A 16,479-nucleotide genomic window follows, 5' to 3' on the forward strand; every position below is an offset into this window, starting at 1 on the left:
GTTTTCTTGGAGCTGGCGACAGGACTTGAACCCGCAACCTGCTGATTACAAGTCAGCTGCTCTACCAGTTGAGCTACGCCAGCGCGAAAAAGTTCTATACCTCTTTTTACCGACGGGGTCAAGAGAGATTTTCACATAGCGAAGAAAACCCTTATAGTCGAGCGGCTCTTTTCTGTCAAGACAAATTTGCCAAAGCTGCACATCAAATGGCAGTCCGCATATCGGCGACCGAGCCTAGAACGGCAACAGATCCTTGTCCTGCAAGGTTTTTACGAGCAGGTGCGCCGTCCCCACCGGGTCAAGCTCCCCGTCCCCGAGAACCTGCCCCTTGGCCCGATCAGGGGAGAAGATCCTGTTTACCCACGTCGGTGAACCTTTCAGACCGACCGAGTCCCCATGCAGACCGAGCAGTCCGTTATCCCAGACGGTTATCGGCGCTTCCGCCGCCGCCAGCCGGTTCGGCACGGTCGGGTAACGGGGACGGTTGATTTCGCGCACCACCGTCACCAAGGCCGGCAGCGGCCCCTCGACGACCTCATAGCGCCCTTCGAGTTTGCGCCGCACCCGGAGCCGTTTTGCCGCAAAGTCACACTCCTCGATCCGATCGACCAGGGTGAGCTGGGTATAACCAAGCCGGGTTGCTATACCGGGGCCCACTTGGGCGGTATCGCCGTCGATCGTCTGCTTGCCGCAGATGACAAGCCCGATTTCATCATTTGCGCCGAGCCGGTCGATTGCCGCCGCCAGTACCCTGCTGGTTGCCAGGGTATCGGCACCGCCGAACGTCCGGTCCGAAAGGAGAATCGCCTCATCGACTCCAAGAGCCATCGCCTTGCGGATTGTGGCTTCAGCGTTGGGCGGCCCCATCGAGAGCGCAGCCACCCGCACCCCGTATCGTGCTTTCAGTCGCAGGCATTCCTCGAGGGCGTGGGTGTCGTAAGGATTCATGATGAACGGAATCCCTTCGCGCACCAGCGTATTGGTCACCGGGTCGATCTGTACCTGCGTCGTATCGGGAACCTGCTTGATACAGCAGACAACAAGCATAGGAAATCCTTCCCTCGGGAATCAGTGCCGGCCGGATCGGCCATTTCTGACCATTAAAATCCATCGGACGACGTCGGTCAAGGGCTTTGCGCTATTTCTTCCTTCCACGGGCCGGCCCGCTCGGCTTCCCGCCGGTGCCGGCAGCGAGCAGCTGGCGGGCGACATCTTCCCGGCCACAGGCCTTGAGCGCTTCGCGCACTGCCTTCGCCTCACCGGGAATGTGCCAGAGCAGCAGAGCTTTCTGCAAGCGCTTTTCCCGGTCGGTGCGCGGAACATGAACCGGGTTGCCGGTGCGCGGGTCAATCCCGGTATGGAACATACAGGTGGCCAGCGTACCCGGGGTCGGGGTGAAATCCTGGACCTGTTCAACACGCAAACCTTTTTCCTTGAGAAAAAGGGCCAGTTCTACCATATCGGCCAGCGTGCAGCCCGGATGCCCCGACATCAGATACGGGACCAGAGCCTGCCGCTTTCCCAGCCGCCGCGATTCCTGGCGGAACTGTTCGAGAAACCGCTCGAAGGCTTCTTTGCCCGGCTTGCGCATCAGCGCGGTAACCGCAGGAGACACATGTTCGGGAGCCACTTTGAGCAACCCGCCGACATGATCGGCGAGAAGGGCCGCAAAATAGTCGGGTTGCCGTTGCAACAGATCGAAACGGACGCCGGAGGAAACCGCCACATGGCGCACCCCGCGCAGAGCGCGAAGCTTCCGCAGCAGCGCCACCGCCCGCCCGGCAGCCGTGACCAGGTGGCCACAGGGCTGCGGAAACAGGCAGCTCTCCCGCCGGCAACGCTCCCCTTCCTCGGGACGGCCGCAGCGCAGACCATACATGTTGGCAGTCGGCCCGCCGACATCGCTGATACTGCCGCGAAACCACGGCTGACGTACCATCGTTGCGACTTCGGCAACAACCGACGCCTCGCTGCGGGACTGGATGAATTTCCCCTGATGATGGGTAATCGCACAGAACGAGCAACCGCCGAAGCAGCCGCGGTGAGTCGTGACCGACAGCCGGATCTGTTCGGCGGCAGGAATCGCTGCCGTATAGGAGGGATGGGGGAGCCGGGTGAATGGCAGGGCGTACACTGCGTCCAGCACGGTTTCGGTCAGCGGAAGCGCCGGCGGGTTGACGACAAGCAGGCGGTCGCCATAGCGTTGGACGAGCGGTTTCGCCCGGTACGGATTCAGCTCGGCCGAACCCAGGCGAAACGCCTCGGCGTACGCCACCCGATCCGCCGCTACACGCTCCCAGGAAGGAAGCTCGACAGCGCCTGCCGGCCCGGTCCCTTTCGCCACATAGGCGGTTCCCCGAAGATCCGTGATGCCGGCAAGCGGCTCGCCTTGCCGCATGCGCCGGGCAAGCTCCAGCAGGGGGCTCTCCCCCATGCCGTAGATCAGCAGGTCGGCTTTGGCATCGAGGATAATCGAGCGGCGGACCTTGTCTTCCCAGTAATCGTAGTGGGCGAAACGGCGAAGCGACGCCTCGATGCCGCCGATCACCACCGGAACGTCCCGGTAAGCTTCTTTCAGGCGCGAGGTATAGACGATCGTCGCCCGGTTGGGGCGGGCACCATGCCGGTTCCCCGGCGTATAGGCATCGTCGTGGCGGAGCTTGCGGGCAGGAGTGTAGTGGGCAACCATCGAATCCATGGCTCCGGCTGACACGGCAAAAAAGAGCCGCGGCCGGCCGAGGACCATGAAGGACTCCTTGGTTCGCCAGTCGGGCTGGGGGATGATTCCGACCCGAAAACCGCGGGACTCCAGCCAGCGGGCCAGGAGCGGGACCCCGAAGGAGGGATGGTCTACATAGGCATCACCGCTGACGAAAATGACGTCCAGTTCGTCCCAGCCCCGGCTCAAGGCTTCTGCGCGCGTTATCGGGATGTACATGGCCAACTCAGATCACTGCACTGGCGGCTAGGGAAAGAGAGCCAGACCATCCAGCCCCATCGTTTCAGGGAAGCCGCACATCAGGTTCATATTCTGAACCGCCTGTCCCGCTGCCCCCTTGACGAGATTGTCGATGGCGGAGACAACGATCACCCGGCCGGTCCTGGTGTCGACGGTGACGCCGATATCGCAGAAGTTGGCGCCACGCACATGGGCGGTGGAGGGGAAGCTCCCCTGCGGCAACACGCGGACGAACGGTTCACCGGCGTAAAACTCTCCGAACAGCCGAACGAGATCGGCGGGGGAGAGATCGGCCGCCAGCCGGGCATAGCTCGTCGCCAGAATGCCGCGATCCATCGGCACCAGGTGAGGGGTAAAGGAAATCATCACCTGTTCGCCGGCCAGCAGTGACAGCTCTTGCTCGATCTCCGGCAGGTGCCGATGCACCCCGCCGACGCCGTAAGGCTTGAATCCTTCGTTCACCTCGCAATAGAGGTTATCCACCTTGGCGCCGCGGCCGGCGCCGCTGACGCCCGATTTGGCATCGACAATAACGGTCGTCGGATCGATCACCCCCTGGCGCACCAGCGGCTGGAGTCCGAGAATGGTGCAGGTCGGATAACAGCCGGGATTACCGACCAGTTGTGCCGGAACGATCTCGGCACGGCGCACCTCCGGCAGGCCATAAACGGCCTGACCCAACAGCTCGGGATTGAGGTGGGGCTCGTACCACGACTCATAGACCGCCGCATCATTGAACCGGTAGTCGGCGGAGAGATCAACCACCCGTTTGCCCAGCTTGAGGAAGGTCGGCACCACTTCCATGGCCGCCTTGTGCGGCAGGGCCGTAAAAATCAGGTCGGCCTTCTCGGCAACCCGGACCGGCTCCAGGTTTTCCAGTTGCTGGGCATACCGGCCGCGAAGCGTCGGGAAAATCTCCGCGACCGGCCGGCCGGCATTCTGCTCCGAGGTAACACAGCTAACCGTCACCTCGGGATGACCGTGGAGAAGCCGCAGCAACTCGACTCCCGTATAACCGCTTGCACCGACAACCGCAACTTTCAGCATGGGCAGACTCCGTTCAACCGATGACCGACCGGGAAAGCGCCCCCCCCCGGGGCGCCCCCGCGCAGCACCAATGGCGCCCGATCCGGGGGCCGATACGCAAAAAGGGGAAAATCCATCCGGACTTTCCCCTCCTGCAGACCAACGATAAACGACCGATTAACGCTTGGAGAACTGGAAGCTCCGGCGGGCAGCAGCCTTGCCGTATTTCTTACGTTCCTTGATGCGCGAATCGCGGGTGATGAACCCGGCTTTCTTCAGGGTGCCCCGCAGCGCCACATCGGCCTCGAGCAGCGCCTTGGTGATGCCGTGCTTGATCGCCCCGGCCTGCCCGGAGTCGCCGCCACCGCGGACGTTGACAACGATGTCGAACTTGCCGGCGTTTTCGGTGAGCTCAAGAGGCTGCTTGACCACCATCTTCGAGGTTTCCCGGCCGAAATACTCATCGATCGACTTGTTGTTGATGGTGATGTTACCGCTCCCCGGCCGCAGCCAAACCCTGGCGACCGACGATTTCCTCTTGCCTGTTCCGTAATAGCTGATTCCTGCCATTCGTTATCTCCTGATCGATTTGTCGAACCTGATTAAATATCGAGAGCCTTGGGCTGCTGCGCCTTGTGCGGATGCTCGGCCCCGGCGTAAATTTTCAGCTTCTTCAGCATGTGCCGAGCAAGTTTGTTCTTCGGCAGCATCCCTTTGACCGCTTTGCGGATCAGTTCTTCCGGCTTTTTGTCGATAAGTTTGCCGGCAGTGATCGACTTGATCCCGCCGGGAAAACCGGAGTGGCTGTAATAGGTTTTGTCGGCAAGCTTGTTGCCGGTGAGGGCAATCTTCTCGGCATTGACAACGATGACGAAATCACCGGTATCGACGCTCGGCGTATAGATTGCCTTTTTCTTGCCCCGCAGGATATTGGCAATCTCGGTGGCCATCCGGCCGAGAACCTTGCTATCAGCATCAACCAGGTACCACTCCCTGGTTACTTCCGCGCATTTTGCAACCTTCGTCGTTTTCATCGAATCCTCGCAGCCTGTATGGAATAAACTCTATTATTACCGAAGGGGTGAATAGTAATTCCCTTGCGAATGGTTGTCAAGAAAAAATTGTCCGGTCAGTAATACACTTCCACAAGACAGAGCCCGTGGGAAGGTGCGGTAACCCCCTTTGCCGCCGGCACGGGGGTCTCGAAGAACCGCCGGACGTCATCGGGCGCCAACCGCCCCGTACCGACCTCCACCAGGGTGCCGACCATCATCCGCACCATCTGCTTGAGAAAGCCGTTGCCGCGCACATCGAGCTGCAGGAACTCGCCTGCCGCCGCAATATCGACCGCCTCGACGCGACGGACGGTGGTTTTTGCCGCACACCCCGCCCCCCGGAAGGCGGCGAAATCCTTTTCGCCGACAAAATGACCGGCAGCCCGCCGCATTGCCGCAACATCAAGGGAGCGCCGGCAGTGCCAGGCATAGAGGCGCTGCAAGGGAGAACGATAGCGCCCGGTAAAGATCGTGTACCGGTAATGCTTCCCCACCGCATCGAAACGGGGATGAAAGGTTGCCGGCATCTCCTCGGCCCCCCGGACGGCGATATCGCGGGGGAGAAGGGAGTTGAGGCCATCGGAAAACGCCCGCAGCGGCAGGTTTTTCTCGGTTTTAAAAGCCGCCACCATGCCCATGGCATGGACGCCGGCATCAGTCCGCCCCGAGGAATGGAGCCGGACCGGGCCGCCGAGCATTTGCGCCAGCGAGCGCTCCAGTGTCTCCTGAACCGTTACCCCGTTCGGCTGGACCTGCCAACCGGCATAGGCGGTACCGTCGTATTCGATTATCAGCTTGATGTTCCGCATCGGCCGGGAAAATACCGGGGCAGCCTTGCAAGGCCGTCCCGGCAGAGAGAAAAAGCGGGAAACCCGCCCCTAGCGCTCCAGCAGGATGCGCAGCATCCGCCGCAACGGCTCGGCCGCGCCCCATAGCAACTGGTCGCCGCAGGTGAAGGCCGAAAGGTACTGCGGCCCCATCTTCATCTTCCGCAACCGCCCGACCGGGACCGTCAGGGTGCCGGAAACCGCCGTCGGAGTCAGCTCGGCCAGGGTATCGGCCTTGGTGTTCGGAACAAACTTGACCCACTGGTTGTCGTTCTTGATCAGCTCTTCGATGTCGGCCAGCGGCAGATCGCGGTTCAGCTTGATGGTCAGGGCCTGGCTATGGCAGCGCATGGCGCCGACCCGGACGCAGATACCGTCCACGGGGATCGGCGTGGTGGTGCCGAGGATCTTGTTGGTTTCGGCATACCCTTTCCACTCCTCGCGGCTCTGGCCGTCCTCCACCTCGCGATCGATCCAGGGAAGAACGCTCCCGGCCAGCGGGAAACCGAATTCCTTCTTCGGCAGTTCATCGCCCCGCAAGGTGGCGGTCACCTTCCGGTCAATCTCCAGAATGGCCGACGACGGATTCTTGAGCAGCTCGGCCACCGAGCCGTGCAGCACCCCCATCTGGGCAAGCAGCTCGCGCATATTGGGCGCGCCGGCTCCGGACGCCGCCTGGTAGGTCATGGAGGTCAGCCATTCCACCAGACCGGCGCGGAACAGACCGCCCAGCCCCATCAGCATCAGGCTGACAGTGCAATTGCCGCCGATAAAGTCCTTCTGGCCATTGGCCAGGGCGGCATCGATCACGTTGCGGTTGACCGGATCGAGAATGATGACCGCCCCGGATTCCATCCGCAAAGTGCTGGCGGCATCGATCCAGTACCCCTGCCAGCCGCTCCGACGCAGCGCCGGATGGATCGCCTTGGTGTAGTCGCCCCCCTGACAGGTGATGATCACGTCGAGTTTCTGCAACTCCGCCAGATCTTCGGCATTTTTGAGGGTTCCGGCATTCATCGGCGCCGGCTGCCCCGCCTGGGAAGTAGAGAAGAATACCGGCTCAATGCCGGCGAAGTCGTTTTCCTCCTGCATCCGCTGCAGGAGAACCGAGCCTACCATGCCACGCCAACCGATCAGACCGACTTTCATAGATACGTTCCTTTTCCGGATATAAAGTTAAGGATCAGCCGTTGCCCCACCGGCGGAAGACAAAGCGGGCCGACAGTTGCAGTCCCGGGATCGGCGCCGCGCCGTTGCGGTGTGCGATCCTAGAGATTGCCGACGATCGCCGCCCCCATCTCCCGGGTATTGACCAGCTTCTCGCCGGCCTTCTCCTGGTAGATATCGCGGGTCCGGTACCCCTGATCGAGCACCTTGGCCACGGCGTTGTCGATGGCATCGGCCGCCTCGACCATCCCGAAGGAATAGCGGAGCATCATCCCGGCGGAGAGGATCTGGGCAATCGGGTTGGCGATCCCCTGGCCGGCGATATCCGGGGCGCTGCCGCCGGACGGCTCGTACATGCCGAAGCTCCCTTCGGCGAGGGACGCCGAGGGCAGCATCCCCAGCGAGCCGGTCAACATCGCCGCCTCGTCGGAGAGGATATCGCCGAACATGTTTTCGCAGAGGATGACGTCGAACTGCTTCGGCCAGCGCACCAGCTGCATGGCGGCATTGTCAACGTACATATGGGAAAGTTCCACGTCCGGATATTCCTTGGCGATACCGGTGACCACCTCGCGCCAGAGGACCGACGAGGAGAGGACGTTAGCCTTGTCGATGGAGCAGACCCGCTTACCGCGTTTCCTTGCCGCCTGGAAGGCAACGTGGGTGATTCGCTCGATCTCCGGCACGCTGTAGCGCATGGTATCGTAGCCGACCCGGTCGCGGCCGGCGCCGTCGATCCCCTTCGGCTGGGCGAAGTAGATGCCGCCGGTCAGTTCGCGGATCACCAGGACGTTGAAACCGCCGGCGATAACTTCCTCTTTCAGCGACGAGGCACCGGTCAGCGACGGGAAGATGATGGCCGGCCGGAGATTGGCGTAAAGGCCGAAGATCTTGCGCAGCGGCAACAGCGCCCCGCGCTCCGGCTGCTCGTCCGGCGGCAGCGATTCCCATTTGGGACCGCCGACGGAACCGAACAGGATGGCGTCGGCCGCCTTGCAGATCGCCACCGTCGTGTCGGGAAGCGCCTTTCCTTCGTTATCGATACCGGCGCCGCCGACATTGGCCGGGGTCCGCTCGAATTTCACGTCGTACTTTTGCTCCACCGCATCCAGCACCCGCAATGCCTCGGCCATCACCTCGGGACCGATGCCGTCGCCGGGAAGAACCGCCACCTTGAAGACCTTGCCCATCAAAATATCCTCCAATCGATAATATGCACAAGTTCTTAATCCTATTGTTGAATACGTGATCTTGTCAACAGAAAAGAGCCCCGCCGGCGCCGGCGCAAATTGCATCGCAGGCAGTGGATTCCGGCAACGCAAGGGCCTGTGGGTGGCAGAAGCGGTCAGCGGCGCCGGTAATGGCGCCGCCGCATCCGGAAGGTTTCCAGCAGGAAGGGGAGCTGGTGGCGGGCGGTCAGCGAGACGTTGGCGGTGCAGGTGTAACAGCAGGGGGTGTCGCCGGCGCAGCGATCAAGCCGCTCCCGTTGCCCGGCAAGCCGCGGCCAGGCGGCAGCGACGCTCTCCCGGCTAAGATCGGCAAAGGCCGGCTGATCGACGCAGGCCGCCAACTTGCCGTCCGCCCGCAGATCCAGGTAGAGCTGGCCGGCATCACAGGGAGCGTTCCCCCGGCCGAGGACGTAATCGGCAGCCAGGTCGTAAAAGCCGCTGTATTCCCAGAGCGGTTCGCCGGCGCGGCGCCGGCGGGCCAGCTCGCGGAAGAGCGCCGCCATCTCTTCCCGCTCGGCGGCCGTCGCTTCATAGAGGGGATCGGCGGCGCGATGAGCAAAACCGTCGCCGGTATTGACGGGAAAGGCCGACAGGTACCAGCCGCGCTCCCCGGCAAAGCGGAGCAGCGCCAGCGTCTCGCGGAAGTTGTGCCGGCTGACGGTCTGGTTGAGCTTCACCGGCCGGGGGAGCCGGGCCGCAGCCAGCGTGTCGAGATTGACCAGCACCTGCGGCAGCAGGTCCTTCCCCCGCAACCGGGCGTAGCATTGCCGGTCGAGGGAATCGAGGCTGACGGCCAGCTGCAGGAGCCCCCGCGCCTGCCGGAGCCCCTGCAGGATCTCCCCGGTGACGATAGTGCCGTTGGTCGTGGTGGTGTAGAGATAGCCGAGCCGGTCCAGCAGGGCAAAAATGGCGAAGATGTCGGGACGGAGAAACGGCTCGCCGCCGGACACCTCGACCACCAGCAGTCCGAACCGGCGGAGGTCGGCGAAGATCCGCTCCAGCTCCGGCAGCGGCAGCTCCGGGCCCGGCTCGCGCCAGACCGCGCACATCGGGCAGGCCTCGTTGCAGCGGTTGGCGACGTTAAAGCTGACAAAGGTCGGCACCTTCCGGCGCATCTGCCGGAACACCCGGAGCAGTTTCCAGAAGGGGACCGTCATCGCGGAGAACGCCGGCTCATTTGAAATACTCCGCATGGATCGACGACTCGAGCAGCGGCGTGAAATAGAGCGAGATCAGGGCGAGCAGGAAACAGCCGATGAACAGCCAGGCGGCCCGCTCGCCGTGCCAGTTGAAAAACCGCCGCAGGTGGAGATAGAGGCCGAACAGTACCCAGGTGATCAGCGACCAGGTCTGGACCGGGTCCCAGTTCCAGAAGACGTTCCACGACTGGTAAGCCCAGATCGAGCCGGCCAGCATGCCGATGGCCCAGAAGGCGAAGCCGAAGCCGGTAAACCGGTAGGCAATCAGGTCGATGGCCGGCAACTCCGGCAGGCGGGAGAGCTTTTGCAGCCGATTGCGCTGCTTCAGCAGGTAGAAGAAAGAAAAGGCGAAGGCGATCAGGAACGAGGCGAAGGAGATCTTGTAGAAGAGGATATGGAGGATCAGCCAAATACTGCGGAAAGTCGGCGGCAGCTTCTTGATCTCCGGACGGAAGAAGAGCCCGGCGGCAATCATCGAGAAAGCGGCCGGATAGACCACCATCCCGGCGTACTTCAGCCGGGGATAGAAGCGGCCGGCGATGAGCAGGGTGGCGACGGCGATCCAGGCGTTTGCCGACAGCACCTCGAACCGGTCCATGTACGGCCCGTGGCCCACGATCCGCCACCAGACGAGCAGCCCGGCGCCATGGATCAGCAGCCCGGGGACGGCAAACCGGGTAGCGAGCCGGTCCAGCCGGTCCTTTTTGAAGACCGTCCCGGCGATGGCACAGATGGCCGCCGCGACATAAAAGAGCACGCCTCCCCAGTGGAGGCCGGTTACCAGGGCAAAGGAGCGGTTCATGGCTGGGTCCTGTAGTTGAGCAGAATACCGGGAAGCATCAGGAACTCCCGGCGAGAACAAAGCCGGCAGTAACGCCGGCGCCGCGCCAGTTGCGCGAAGAAAAACGGCCGGGCATGGCGCCCGGCCGAAAGTCGACAGAACGGTGAGCGGCTACCAGGTTTCGGTGCCGCCGGAGTGCTCGCTGCAACCGACGGCTGAGAACGAGCCGCGACGGTTGGAGGTCTGGGTCCCTTTGGTGTACTTGCTCATCACCTGCTGAGTGCTCGTGCCGACCTCGCTGCCGTTGCCGTCCGGCGCATAGCGGCCGAGAACGGCGGCAGTGCCGAGCCGGAGCAGCCGGCTGGTCTTGGCACCATGCGGAATCCGGATGTGGCAGGAGATGCAGGCGCCGCGGGCGGTGCTCTTCCAGCTTGAATGCTGGCCGCTCTGCAGGGCGTCGTGGATGCCGTTGGTGGCGTTGACCACATGGCAGTTGAGACAGAACAGCTTGTTCGGCGCCGTACCGGTGGTAAGGTTGCCGAGCGACCAGGGGGTGCCGGAGGCGGTGCCGTTGCCGGCGGTGGTGGTAAACGGCCACGCTTGGTTGGTCCCGGTCAGCATCCAGCGGACGCTGGAGCCGTGGGGCCCCTTGGCCCCGGTGCCGGTGGCGCCGTGGCAGTCGGAACAGGTCATGGTCTGGGTACCGATGACAGTCCAGGGGGCGACCATGTCGGAGGCGAGAAGCGCCTTCGGCGTCGCGCTGCCGCCGTAGTTGTTCAGGCTGGCGACCACCGGGTGCCCGGACTTGTTGTTCGGGTTGAACTCGAGGCCGAGATCGGTCATCCGCAGGGCGCCGGCGGTGTAGCCGGTCGGGGCCGGAACGGTGCCGGCGTGACACTTGAAGCAGATTTCGTATTCGTTGGTCGCCGCCGGCTTGGTGGTATAGGTGACGGCCAGAGTGCCGGTGCCGGTCCAGGTGGTCGCCATCGCAGGACTGGTGGCCGGCCACCCCCCCTTGCCGGCAACGCCGTTCAGCACCGGAGCCATGGCCGCATTGGGGCCGGCCGTATGCACACCGGGCTGGGCGGTATGGGGATCGTGGCAGTCGGAGCACTTGGCGCTCTTGTGGCCAATGGAGGACGACAGGTTGACGGCGGCCTGGATCGAGGGGGAGGTGACGCCGTTGGCGATCGTCGTGCCGTGGCAATTGTAGCAGAAGTTGCCGGCAGTGGTCATGGTATCGGTGGCGCTGTACGCGTACTGGAGCATCTTGGCGGTGGCCGAACCGTGGGCGTTATACTTCGGATTGAGGGTGTTGCCTGCCACGCCGGCGGAATTGCCATGGCAGTTGAAACAGGCCATGTTCGCACTGTGAGCCATCGCCCCCGGCGCCCAGCCGATGTTGGGCGGCACGGTAGCGTCGCCGGAGTCGGCAAAGGGTTTCAGGGCATTGGCGCCGAGCCGGCTGGCGCCGTTGGCGTCGTGGCAGCTGCTGCAGGAGGTTTCCACGTTGCCGGCGGTCGCTGTCGTCCCGTCATAGGTAAGAGCCGCGCCGGTATCCTGGTTGAACATCCCGACCGCCACGTCGCCGGCCACCTTGTGGCCGAAGACGGTCTGCTCGTGGCAGACGGCACAGGATTTCTGGTCGATCGTCGTAGCGACGATATGGTGCGAAGCCAGCGTCGTGTCGGTGCCGACCACCTGGCGGGTACCGGTCCCTTGCTGGGTGCTGTGGCAGCTGACGCAGTCCCCTCCTTCGACGATACCGTCAATATGCAGCGCCGGGTTGGTGAAGCCGGTGCCGGTGGCATTGACGTGACTGTGGCAATTGATGCACTGGGTGGTCGTCACCCCGGCATGGGTGGTCGTTGCCGGCGGATCGCCGTGGCAGGTGCCGCAACCGCTGAGCGTCGTTCCCCAGACCGGCGACTTGGTGGTCCCGCCGCCGGCGAGCGTCGCGCCATGGCAATAGACGTTGGTACAGGTCTTGGTGGTGGCAGTCCAGGTAGCACCCGTCCCAACCTTCACGCTGGCGGTATCGAAAGTGATATCGATCGCGCCGTTGGTGTGAAGGGCGGAGCCGCTCTTGATCGCCGTACCGGTCACGGTGGTGCCAGCATGGCAGTAATCGCAGTCGGCGGCCGCAGCGACATGTTTGGCATGGCTGTTGGCCAGCGCCGTCCCCGCGCCGCCGTTGGCGTAATCGGGCGTACCGAGTGCGTTGGAGGTGCCGTGGCAGCCGTTGCAGCTGAGCGCTCCACCGGTCCAGGCCGGAGCTGCCGGCTGGGGGGCGGTGCTCTTGCCGGCGGAGTGACAGGTAGTCGCGGTACAGGTCTTGGTGCTGGCGTTGTAAGTGCCGCCGCCGAGGAAAGAAACCGTCTTGCTCCCCGCCACATGGTTCGTCAGGGTGGCGATCGCCCGGTCGTTGCCGGCGCTCACCGTGCCGCTGTGGCAGCGGGCACAGTCGTAGTTGGTGCCGATGACCGCCGCGGCATTGATGTGCTGGGCATGGACGCCGCTACTGATGGCACTGGCCGAAGCAGCATTGCCGCCGTGGCAGCCGGTGCAGTCCGTGGGAAGGGTGCCGCCCCAGGTCGGGGTGGTCCTGGCGGCGCCGCCGTTGCCGTCGCTGTGGCAGTACATGCTGGTGCAGGTGCCGTTGCGGTTGGCGGCCGGCGTTTGGCTGGGAAGATAGGCCGGATAGGCGAGATCGGCGGTTTTCGAGTAGGTTCCGCCCGTGTTGGGAGCAGCGGTGAACCGAAGGATGAGCCCCCGCTTGCTGGCACTGGACGCATGGGCGAAGGGGTTCGCCTCGACGGTATGGTCCACATGGCACTTGATGCAGGAGGTCGTGCCGGTGCCGTAGTAATCGCCATGCTTTTTGCCGGAACCGCTCAACGAGGGGTGGCTGCCGTCGGCAGGCGGATTGTCGTGGCAGGTACTGCAGCCGCCCGGAACCGCCAGCGGCCCGCTCGCCCAGACCGGGGTGGTCCGCTCGAAATGGCAGTTGACGTTGGAGCAGGTCCCCATTACCGGGTTGGAGGTCTGGTTGAAAAAGACCCCCTTGCTGTAGAGGGCGGCCACCGGCGAATTGTTCAGATTGCTCGACATGTCGACCCGGCCGTTCATATGGTCGGTGGCATAACTGGCGCTGCCGGTGTGGCAGCCGGCACAGGTGGCCGCCGTGGCTATCGCCGGCTGGTGGGTCTGGTGGCTTCCCTTGAACCCGCCGGTGGTAATGTTCCGGTAGGGGGCGTCGATCGGCGGCATGCCATGGCAGTCGCTACAGGTAGCCGCACCGGCGGGCGATGCCAGGGACAGCAGCGCCGCCGCCAGAAACCAAGGGGCGTATCTCGTCGTCATCCTTGTCATACCTGTTTCCCTTTCAGACGCTCCCCCGGGGGAAGACCGGCAGGATTCGCTCGTATGCCTCTAAGTTGACCAGAAATCGGCAAAAAATCAATTGAGCGGGCAAGCTGCCGGCCGAAGACTTCCCTCCGGCCGGCAACCGTGTTACCGGGTCGTGCTCCATCGTTTCGACGCCTTGAAGTGGCAGCTGACGTTGGAGCAGCTGCCGGTGGCGTTGGCGCCGTTGTCGAGCAGCTGGCCGCTGTACTGCTGCGGGCCAAGCGGCAGGGTTGAATTGAATTTATACCTGTCGTTGACGTCAATGGTGATCTTGCTCGGAGCCACCGGCAGCACCATGGTGTGGGTCGCCGGATTGAGCGAGCCGTTACCGTGGCAGGTGGTACAGTTGGCCCAGCCGTCGGCCGGGACCGCCCCCTGGAGCACATGTTTGGCGATCACGTGGGCACCGCCGCCGCCCGGGTAATCTTCGGGCTTGCCGGCCGCGTAATTCCCCGTGCCGTTGGCATAGCCGGCCGGGAGCGGCGGATAGCCGTGGCAGGAGTCACAGGCGGTCACCGGCTGGAAGGCGAAGGCGCCACCCTTGTGCCCGTGGCAGGAGAGACAGTTTTTGGTCGGGTGACCATCGGGTGCCTGACCGGACTTGTAGTGGGTGGTCTGGGTATGGCAGACCTGGCAGAGGCCGTTGTACGGCGCGACGGTCTTGACAAAGCCGGACGACAGGTTGGCGAAGGTGATCGCCGTACCATTGATCGTCGTCTTGATCATCGACAGGTTGGTGGTCCCGTGGGGATCGTGGCACGACTTGCAGTCGCTGGTAGCCGCACCGCCGAGGGTGGTGACGTGGGAGACCATGTTCTGCCTGGTCGCCGTCGGCACCTTGGTTGGATCGTTGTGGCACGAGGCGCACTGGGTGTTGTCGTCGGGCAGCAGCAGCCGCATGTTGTCGCCGAGGACGCCGGAGATATGGGCGCTGTTGGCGTCATGGCAGCTTTCGCAGGCCCGGCTGGCATTGTAGTTGGTAGCCGCCTGGCCATGACCGGTGGTGGCGATGTTCGCCTTGTAGGGGGCAGCAACGCCGTTCGGCAATACCGCTGGGGCAGCGGCGTGACACGAAGCACAGGCCAGCCGGGTGGTAGCGGTCCAGGTCGGCAGGGTGCCGGGGTGACAACTGACGCAGGCCGAACCGGCGCCGTTCAGCACCTCGACGACCCCGTCGGCATGTTTCGGGTTGGGCTGGACGCTGCTGTAATCGTGACAGGTCTGGCACGAGGAGACGGTGCTCCCCAGATAGCTGCCGGGGCCGTAGCTCTTGGTCAGGTGACCGGCATGGCCGTTGGTGGCGATCGGCGCGGCGCTGCTGCTGGTGCCGCCGTGACAGCCGGTGCAGTCGGTCGGCAAAGTGCCGCCCCAGACCGGTTTGCCGGTGCCGTGACAGGAGACGTTGGCGCAGGTCTTGGTCGCCGCGGTCCAGGTAGCGGTACTCCCTGCCTTGGCGGTATCGAAGGTAACATCGATCGTGCCGTTGGTGTGGAGGGTGGAACCGGCTTTGATCGCCGTACCGGTAGTAGTGGTATTGGCGTGGCACTTGTCGCAGTCGACAGCTACGCTGGCATGCTTGGCATGGCTGTTGGCGAGCGCCGCCGCCGCGCCGCCGTTGGCGTAGTCCGGCATGCCGAGCGCATTCGAGGTGCCGTGGCAGCCGTTGCAGCCGAGCGTCCCGCCGGTCCACGACGGGGCGGCCGGCTGGGGCGCCGCGCTCTTGCCGGCGGAATGACAGACGGTGGTGGAACAGGTCTTGGCCGTGGCATTGTAGGTACCGCCGCCAACGAAGGCGACGGTCTTGGTCCCGTCGACATGACTGGTCAGGGTGGTGATCGCCCGGTCGTTGCCTACGCTCACCGTGCTGTTGTGGCAGCGGGCGCAGTCGAAGTTCGTGCCGAGCAGCGCCGCCTGGTTGATATGCTTGGCATGAAGCCCAGTGGCGATAGAGCTCGCCGACGCGGCATTGCCGCCGTGGCAGCCGGTACAGTCGGTCGGCAGCGTCCCGCCCCAGGTCGGGGTCGTTTTTGCCGCACCGCCGGCGCCATCGCTGTGGCAGTACATGCTGGTGCAGGAACCGTCGCGGACCGGGTTCTGGCTCGGCAGATAGTTCGGATAATTGAGGTTGGCGGTCTTTGAGTAGCTGCCGCCGCTGTTGGGGGCGGCAGTGAAGCCGAGGGCCAGCGGACGCTTGCCGGCGCTCGAGGCGTGGGCAAACGGCGCCGCCTCGACGGTGTGGTCCGGATGGCACTTCACGCAGGAGGTGGCACCGGTGCCGTAGTAGTCGCCGTGCTTCTTGCCGGGGCCGGTAATCGATGGATGGTTGCCGTCGGAAGGGGGGAGGCTGTGGCAGGTGCTGCAGTTGGCGGGCGAGGTCAGCTTGGCGCTCGCCCAGAGGGGAGTGGTCTTCTCGAAGTGGCAGTTGACGTTGGAGCAGCTCCCCATTACCGGATTCGAGGTCTGGTTGAAAAAGACCCCCTTGCTGTAAACTGCAGTCAGTGGCGACGAATTGATGTTGGCGGAGAGCTGGATCACCCCATCCGAATGGCCGGAGACGTAACTGCCGCTGCCGGTATGGCAGACGGCGCAGTTCGACGCCACCGCCGACGCCGGCTGGTGGGTCTGGTGGCTTCCTTTGAAGCCGCCGCTGGTGATATTGCGATACGCCGCGTCGATCGGCGGCATCCCGTGACAGTCGCTACAGGTGGAAGCCGCCCTGGCCAGCCCGGATGCGACCACGACCAGCGCCAGGGCACCGAGCCCCGCCACGGCGGCGCGCACGGCACATGTTCTGCGTTTTCCTTTCATGACCTCTCCTTGCTGCGTTC

The 16,479-nt window shown here is 63.8% G+C and carries 12 protein-coding genes and 1 tRNA gene; all 13 read right to left on the reverse strand.

What is annotated here, in order from left to right; translation table 11 throughout:
• Window positions 1–7: 7 nt before the first annotated feature.
• Window positions 8–83, reverse strand: a tRNA-Thr gene (locus QMN23_RS16320).
• Between the two features lie 151 nt (window positions 84–234).
• Complete coding sequence (locus QMN23_RS16325; protein ID WP_282000388.1) at window positions 235–1,047, reverse strand: electron transfer flavoprotein subunit beta/FixA family protein; 813 nt, start codon at window positions 1,045–1,047, stop codon at window positions 235–237.
• A gap of 91 nt (window positions 1,048–1,138) precedes the next feature.
• On the reverse strand, window positions 1,139–2,938 hold the full coding sequence (locus QMN23_RS16330) for a YgiQ family radical SAM protein (RefSeq protein ID WP_282000389.1): 1,800 nt from the start codon (window positions 2,936–2,938) through the stop codon (window positions 1,139–1,141).
• A 27-nt stretch (window positions 2,939–2,965) separates the two neighbouring features.
• On the reverse strand, window positions 2,966–4,006 hold the full coding sequence (argC, locus tag QMN23_RS16335; protein ID WP_282000390.1) for an N-acetyl-gamma-glutamyl-phosphate reductase: 1,041 nt from the start codon (window positions 4,004–4,006) through the stop codon (window positions 2,966–2,968).
• Window positions 4,007–4,162: 156 nt separating this feature from the next.
• A complete protein-coding gene (gene rpsI / locus QMN23_RS16340; protein ID WP_282000391.1) occupies window positions 4,163–4,555 on the reverse strand; it encodes a 30S ribosomal protein S9 in 393 nt (130 codons plus the stop codon).
• Between the two features lie 32 nt (window positions 4,556–4,587).
• On the reverse strand, window positions 4,588–5,019 hold the full coding sequence (rplM, locus tag QMN23_RS16345) for a 50S ribosomal protein L13 (protein WP_282000392.1): 432 nt from the start codon (window positions 5,017–5,019) through the stop codon (window positions 4,588–4,590).
• A gap of 95 nt (window positions 5,020–5,114) precedes the next feature.
• Window positions 5,115–5,849 carry a tRNA pseudouridine(38-40) synthase TruA gene (truA, locus tag QMN23_RS16350; RefSeq protein ID WP_282000393.1) on the reverse strand — a complete coding sequence of 245 codons (735 nt, stop codon included), beginning with the start codon at window positions 5,847–5,849 and terminating at the stop codon, window positions 5,115–5,117.
• Window positions 5,850–5,918: 69 nt separating this feature from the next.
• Complete coding sequence (gene asd / locus QMN23_RS16355) at window positions 5,919–7,016, reverse strand: aspartate-semialdehyde dehydrogenase (RefSeq protein WP_282000394.1); 1,098 nt, start codon at window positions 7,014–7,016, stop codon at window positions 5,919–5,921.
• Between the two features lie 119 nt (window positions 7,017–7,135).
• The gene (gene leuB, locus QMN23_RS16360; protein WP_282000395.1) at window positions 7,136–8,224 is read right to left on the reverse strand and encodes a 3-isopropylmalate dehydrogenase; all 1,089 of its coding nucleotides are present in this window, start codon (window positions 8,222–8,224) and stop codon (window positions 7,136–7,138) included.
• A 155-nt stretch (window positions 8,225–8,379) separates the two neighbouring features.
• Window positions 8,380–9,456, reverse strand: a complete 1,077-nt coding sequence (locus QMN23_RS16365) for a radical SAM protein (protein ID WP_282000396.1) — start codon at window positions 9,454–9,456, stop codon at window positions 8,380–8,382.
• Window positions 9,437–10,264, reverse strand: coding sequence for a cytochrome c biogenesis protein (locus tag QMN23_RS16370; RefSeq protein ID WP_282000397.1), 828 nt, complete (start codon window positions 10,262–10,264; stop codon window positions 9,437–9,439). The genes QMN23_RS16365 and QMN23_RS16370 overlap by 20 nt, the downstream gene beginning before the upstream one ends.
• 150 nt (window positions 10,265–10,414) lie before the next feature.
• Window positions 10,415–13,606, reverse strand: coding sequence for a CxxxxCH/CxxCH domain c-type cytochrome (locus QMN23_RS16375; RefSeq protein ID WP_282000398.1), 3,192 nt, complete (start codon window positions 13,604–13,606; stop codon window positions 10,415–10,417).
• 150 nt (window positions 13,607–13,756) lie between these two features.
• A complete protein-coding gene (locus tag QMN23_RS16380) occupies window positions 13,757–16,459 on the reverse strand; it encodes a CxxxxCH/CxxCH domain c-type cytochrome (protein ID WP_282000399.1) in 2,703 nt (900 codons plus the stop codon).
• Window positions 16,460–16,479 lie beyond the last annotated feature (20 nt).

This window comes from Geotalea uraniireducens, assembly GCF_027943965.1.
In the GTDB taxonomy this organism is placed as follows: domain Bacteria; phylum Desulfobacterota; class Desulfuromonadia; order Geobacterales; family Geobacteraceae; genus Geobacter; species Geobacter uraniireducens.